Annotated in this window: 6 protein-coding genes; 5 read left to right on the plus strand and 1 reads right to left on the minus strand. The window is 34.0% G+C overall.

All coding sequences use genetic code 11. The features are described from left to right. Window positions 1–31 precede the first annotated feature (31 nt). The 5 genes from PVV69_RS09120 to PVV69_RS09145 all read left to right on the plus strand — a co-directional run bounded on the left by PVV69_RS09120 (window position 32) and on the right by PVV69_RS09145 (window position 2,547). Window positions 32–232 carry an AlpA family transcriptional regulator gene (locus PVV69_RS09120; protein ID WP_004856846.1) on the plus strand — a complete coding sequence of 67 codons (201 nt, stop codon included), beginning with the start codon at window positions 32–34 and terminating at the stop codon, window positions 230–232. A 103-nt stretch (window positions 233–335) separates the two neighbouring features. Then, window positions 336–458 carry a hypothetical protein gene (locus PVV69_RS09125; RefSeq protein ID WP_273757255.1) on the plus strand — a complete coding sequence of 41 codons (123 nt, stop codon included), beginning with the start codon at window positions 336–338 and terminating at the stop codon, window positions 456–458. Between the two features lie 436 nt (window positions 459–894). Further along, on the plus strand, window positions 895–1,200 hold the full coding sequence (locus tag PVV69_RS09135; RefSeq protein ID WP_273721535.1) for a hypothetical protein: 306 nt from the start codon (window positions 895–897) through the stop codon (window positions 1,198–1,200). 94 nt (window positions 1,201–1,294) lie between these two features. Beyond that, window positions 1,295–1,717 carry a hypothetical protein gene (locus tag PVV69_RS09140; RefSeq protein ID WP_273757256.1) on the plus strand — a complete coding sequence of 141 codons (423 nt, stop codon included), beginning with the start codon at window positions 1,295–1,297 and terminating at the stop codon, window positions 1,715–1,717. Between the two features lie 380 nt (window positions 1,718–2,097). Continuing rightward, the gene (locus PVV69_RS09145) at window positions 2,098–2,547 is read left to right on the plus strand and encodes a DUF3987 domain-containing protein (protein ID WP_342753438.1); all 450 of its coding nucleotides are present in this window, start codon (window positions 2,098–2,100) and stop codon (window positions 2,545–2,547) included. Window positions 2,548–3,130: 583 nt separating this feature from the next. Here PVV69_RS09145 and PVV69_RS09150 read toward each other — a convergent pair. Then, window positions 3,131–5,701, minus strand: a 2,571-nt coding sequence (locus PVV69_RS09150) for a type ISP restriction/modification enzyme (protein ID WP_273757257.1), incomplete at its 5' end; no start/stop codon positions are given.

The raw sequence follows: 5,701 nt of genomic DNA on the forward strand, positions 1-5,701 counted from the left end.
TCCCATTTTTTACTCTTGAAAGGAAATTATAATGACAGAAAACGATATTCTTTTAACTGACCGTGAAAGTGCAAAATTGCTTCATATGAGTGTTTCAACATTCCGCCGTCATGTGACCAATGGCTCTTTACCAAAACCTTTAAAGTTTGGCTTTTTATCCCGTTGGTTACAATCAGATCTGATCAATGTCATAGAGCAAGCCAAACAGCAACGTTATAACGACGTCGCATAAAAGAAAACCTTGTCACGTAAGGACGGACAAGGCTTTTCATTTTCACTCAAAGAATGAATAGCAAAATCCGTCCTATGGTGCAATATTCATAGGATAAAAAAACATGTTTTCTTATATAAATGCTCGGGGCATCACAAATGCCTTGCGTGGGGTTTGGTATGGGCATTATGGAAGTGCCCGTTGTCCAGCCCATGATGATCAATTGCCTAGCTTATCCATTGAATAAATTAGCGTATCTTATAAACTATGCTAATTAGCGGCTTTAAGATTTTCTAAAATATTAAAAGAAAAATCCGCTATGTGAGAAAACTTAGGTGTCAATAACAATTCCCCTACTTTTTTCTTTCGATTAAAGTATCAAGCTTATGCTTGCACCACTCTTTTCTTCTATTGATAGTTTCTCTTTCAATATGGAGTGGAATAAAACCATTTTTGTTAGCATATTCTAACAATCCCAAGTTTTTGATTGTCTGTATCTTGTTATACGAGAACACGTAAACAAACGTAAAATTTTGTCATGTTCAATAAAAAATGATTAAAGATAAAAGCAGATATCTTATTTTCATTTCAAACAACAAATTGAAAAATTCATAGGAAATTTGATTGATCAGATTTAACCATTAGATTAATATTTCAAGACAGATTACAGAAAGGAATTTCCTATGCAAAAGAAATTACCCAAAAGTTATATGACGGATGCTGAACGTGAAGAATTACGAGCAGGAGGTCTCCCTCAAAACAGTATCTATATGGTTGAAGCAGAAGCAGCTTCCAAGGCGAATGATAACAAAACAACGTGGGAGTGGTTAGCAATGGCTGAATATCCAGCACATGCACTTCTACATCTTAGACATCAACGTGGAGCACAGTTTATTCGTGATATGGGGTTTTCTACAAAGAATGCTGATGAGGAATATGGTCCAGACTGGTTAGATAAAGGGGTTGTAATAGGAGGTCATCATTTCTGATAAATTAGAAAAGCTTTTTTTACAACAAAGTGTACTAGTACAAGATCTTGAAAAGACATTGGTATCTCAAAAATTACATAATGTACGAAGTAATTTGTGTGATTATATTCGTAATGTTGGTAAAAATAGTGATTTACCATTGCTTATTGATACGGAAAGTGACTTTATAAAGGATGATTTGCTTCGGTATGCTAATAGTAAAGCTATGGTCAGTAGTCTTGAAACAGCATTAATTGAAATAGGTGTTGTTAAGGATCACATAAAACTGGTTTCCAATCCTGAGAAATATGATGCGATAAATAGGGGACATAGTCTATCAAAGCACCGAAAAGGCGGATTACCTTATGATGAAGCTCGGAAAGCAATGGCATCTCATTATACGCGACTAGGAAATCTGGACAAAGCACGTTTAACAGACATTGAAAAATCGATTATTGATGTGCGAAGAGAAACTATCAAGGCAATGCAAAAACTCTACGAAAAGATGCAAGCCAAAGCTATTGGTATAGATTTCTAACTCAATAACGTATTCATAACAAAGCTTTTTACATTAATTTATTCACACATCTTTAAAAGTAATAGCTAAATGAAAATATCCCTGCTGGATGTTAATCGTCCTAATTTCTTTCTCTATCCAATCAAAAAACTTCATTTTTCATTTTCTTAGTTCTGTTTGTATTCTTCATAGCAATATTTAGCTAGGTCTAAAGTCATCTTTGTATATGTCAAATTCGTATTCGAAATATAATTATGGATTTCTTAAATTAATTGAAAATATATTCATTATTGTTTGAAATACATTTTCATCACTAACAGAAAAACTAAAAAGTTTTCTTCATTATGAAAATCTGAAATGGTTAGTGTTATTTTTTTGTTTTTTTCCTTTAATAGGAAGCTATAAAGAGAGATACTCACTCAGAAAGCTTACAATCGCATGTTTTGAAAATGCCAAAGACCATAGCAAGCCTTGCGTTGATTTTTGAACTTCTTGATAGTGGTCGTTTTGAAATTGGACTCTATGCCATTACAACAGCCTTGCGTTGGGAAAAATATCTGTTAAGTCATGTCAAAAGGCTCTATGCGGCGGGGAATACAGTAACAGCAGAGCGTGCAAAATTAATTGTTGAACGCTGTGATTGTTTACCCGATGTTTTTACTTTACGTGATATTCATCAAAGAAGTTGGACGCATTTAAAAGACAATCAAGCTGTTAAGCAAGCTTTAGAGCTTTTATGTCGTTGTAACTATATTCGTGAAACCTCTGGAGACAATAGTTCTAAAAGCGGTCGACCTACTATACGCTATGAATGGCATCCTTTAGTGAAAAGTCATAAGACACCACAATAGGCAATCTGGAAATTTTATAACCTTAGATTCAAAAATGAACCTTCAAAGTTTTTCTATCTTTTAATTTTGAGGATTTTGAAGGTTTTGAAGGTTCCTTTTACGCCCCCTTATGTATTTTTTTCAATCAAAAAAATAAAAGTTATTATATTTCAATATGTTATTATTTTAACAATACAACCTATATCGACAGCACAACCTTAAATTCAACCCATAGTATATTTTGAAGGTATTTTGAGAGTTTGAGAAACCTTCAAAACCTATAAGCAAAATGAATATACATAACTCTCTTTCAAGAGATTTTTTGAAAGCTATAAAGCTATTATTTGAGATTACGGTATAATCTCTTAAAGGCAATGTAAAAAAATCTAATTCACTTTAAGAGTGGATTTCTTATAAGTCTTAAAGCAATCCAAATGACAGTGTTTAAAAGTGCAAATGATTTTTTTTAGAATAACGCATGATAAATTATTCCTTTTAAGATTGTATGTAAGCAATTTATAAAAGAGGTATAAAACCTATAGTTATGAGACCTTATACCCCTTGTGAGTTTATCATACCCATTATGTGAGCATGCTTTATAAGTTTACTCAGTTTCTTTAATTTCTAATTTTGGTAGGTTCTTAACGATTTTCATTGTCTCTAAACTTACGGTAATAACCCTTTGAAACAATTCTAATGGATAAGCAGGGTTTCCAACGGTTTCAACTGCATAGCGATTAGCATCATTCACAATGTCACTCTTTTTATCAGTCTTAACACATTGACGTTCCATAACCCATTCAAGAGCAGGCTTGCCATTGACGATATACTCATAAGCTTCAAGAGGAATGTTTGTTATTGTGATATTGTTATTGTAAAAAACAGTAGATTTATCCTTCTTCTTACTATTTCCAGCAAATCTCATTTCTGTAACATAATAGAATTCCTCAGGATTAGAAATATCAGTCTGTTTTGGATTGCCTGTTTTAAATGTGACTGGATAAGGTTCCACATCTTCATAATTTACGTGCAAATGACCCAGTTCACGCCCTGCTGTCACAAATTTCCAAAAATCTTCAGCACTCTTTACGCAAGGGATACGAGGCAATTCTTTGCATAAATTATGAGCATAACGAGTACTATAATCTTCCGAGTGTAAGATTCCGTAAACGTAATAGAACAGATCATCTTTCGTGATATTTTCATTAGGATAAGCTGCTTTAAAATGTGCTAACCCTTCATCCGTAATGGCATCACGCCTCTGTAAACCAGTTGTTTTGCTATCTTCTGTAGAATGCGTAAATAAATGGGATTGTTTCTCACTTTTACTTTTTAATACCGTAGTATCTCCGTAGATATATCTTGGAAAGCATTGACTACCACCATCTATCACATTAAGATCAGATAATGTCTTAGCCATAAGAGCAGAAAAGTCTTTTTTTGCTCCTATACCGGTAACTTGTATCACTCTATTTTCAACCGCTTGTCCTATCGGAAATATGCGCGGCATTTGGTAAACTCTCTCATTGAAAGTACGATTATAATAGAGCCACTGTTGTGTAAAAGGACGATACAGACTTTGTGTAAGGCACGTATCTTCAAGTTCAAAAACTTTTCCTTTTACCAGTTCTTGCTTAACATTATGACTCCAACTGATTTTACTTTCATCAGAATTTATAAAATTGTTTATAGCATTTTTACGTATCTTGCGATTAACATGTTCATAAGCATTCTTAAAACGTTCTACTTCACTATTATAGAAAGTAATCATATTACTCATGTTTTTTTCTAAAACTTTATAGCTTGAATTATATGCCCAAGCATCACGATTGGTTACAACTCCAAGAGAAAACGTTTCAAAGAGCTTTTTAGTATGTTCTCCTTTCTTATAACTCTTATAACCTATGGCTAAAAATGATTTGAATCTATCATCACGTTGACCAAGCCAATCACCGTGCTTGTCTGGTGTAATTATTTGCCAACCTTTTTTGCTCCGTGTAATGCCATCAATGCTCCTAAATTTTTCAATTATTGTGAGCTTTTTTTCTCTCGTGAGATAATCTCCAATGTCACGGAAATATATCTTCCCACGTTGTTGAGATTCTGGATTTTTTACGAGAATAGAAATCGCTATAGGGGCTCGAGAGCCTTCGCCAAAAATTCCACCACTTTCTTTTTTGCGTTGTTCTCCAGAAGTCCGAGCATTTCCTCGTAAATGGAAAATATAAAGGCTCGAAAACTCCTCAACGAGGCATTTGCGTAAGCCATCCATAGATTTAGTATCTACAAAACCCGCATTTGTGACGAAACCAATAACACCGTGGTTTTTTATACGGTCACTAGCCCAACGAATAGCACGGATATAACTGTCATACAGACCTCGTATAAGACTTGCCTTCGATTGAGCAGCATAAGTTTCACTGATCCGTTTATTTAAAATCGGATAAGGGGTATTCTTTGCATTATCGTTTTCGCTTTTTTGTCCTATAGAATAAGGCGGGTTCCCCAAGATAACTTCGATATTTAGATTTTTCTGATGTTCTAAATATTCACTGTTTTCTTTAAATAACTCTTGCAACAAATCTTTTTTTTCAAGCATTTGGAATGTATCAGTCAAACCAATATGCTTGAATGGGATATAATTCCCTTTCATAAGACCATGATAGGTTGCTTCGATATTAATGGCTGCGATGTAATAAGCAAGCAAGACAATCTCATTAGCATGAATATCATAACGGTATTTATATTCCATATCCTCTGGTTTGATGAGATTGGATTGTAATAGCCGTGTGATAAAGGTCCCAGTACCCGTAAAAGGGTCAAGAATAGAAACACCACGTGATCCTAGACTTTTTCCAAATTCATTGCGTAAAACCTCATCAACAGAATGAATGATAAAATCAACAACCTCAATGGGGGTATAAACAATTCCTAATTTTTCCACTGTACGTGGAAAAGCATAACGGAAAAATTCATTATAAAGCTCTACAATTAAACTTTGTTGTGCTTCAAGAGTGGTAATTCCACGCGTGTAAAATTGTACACTCTTAGAAATATTTTTGAGATCTTGAGATTCTTCTTTAAGAGTAAAGTTATCAAGGGCATTGAGTACACGTTGTAAAGCACAAGATACGGGATTTTCTTGAACAAACTGATGCCCCTCAAATAAAGCATT

Source organism: Bartonella sp. MM73XJBT (assembly GCF_028618465.1).
Classification (GTDB): domain Bacteria; phylum Pseudomonadota; class Alphaproteobacteria; order Rhizobiales; family Rhizobiaceae; genus Bartonella.

Coding starts and splice junctions, on each gene's coding strand:
- PVV69_RS09120 (WP_004856846.1), top strand. CDS start 32: ATGACAGAAAACGATATTCTTTTAACTGACCGTGAAAGTGCAAAATTG.
- PVV69_RS09125 (WP_273757255.1), top strand. CDS start 336: ATGTTTTCTTATATAAATGCTCGGGGCATCACAAATGCCTTGCGTGGG.
- PVV69_RS09135 (WP_273721535.1), top strand. CDS start 895: ATGCAAAAGAAATTACCCAAAAGTTATATGACGGATGCTGAACGTGAA.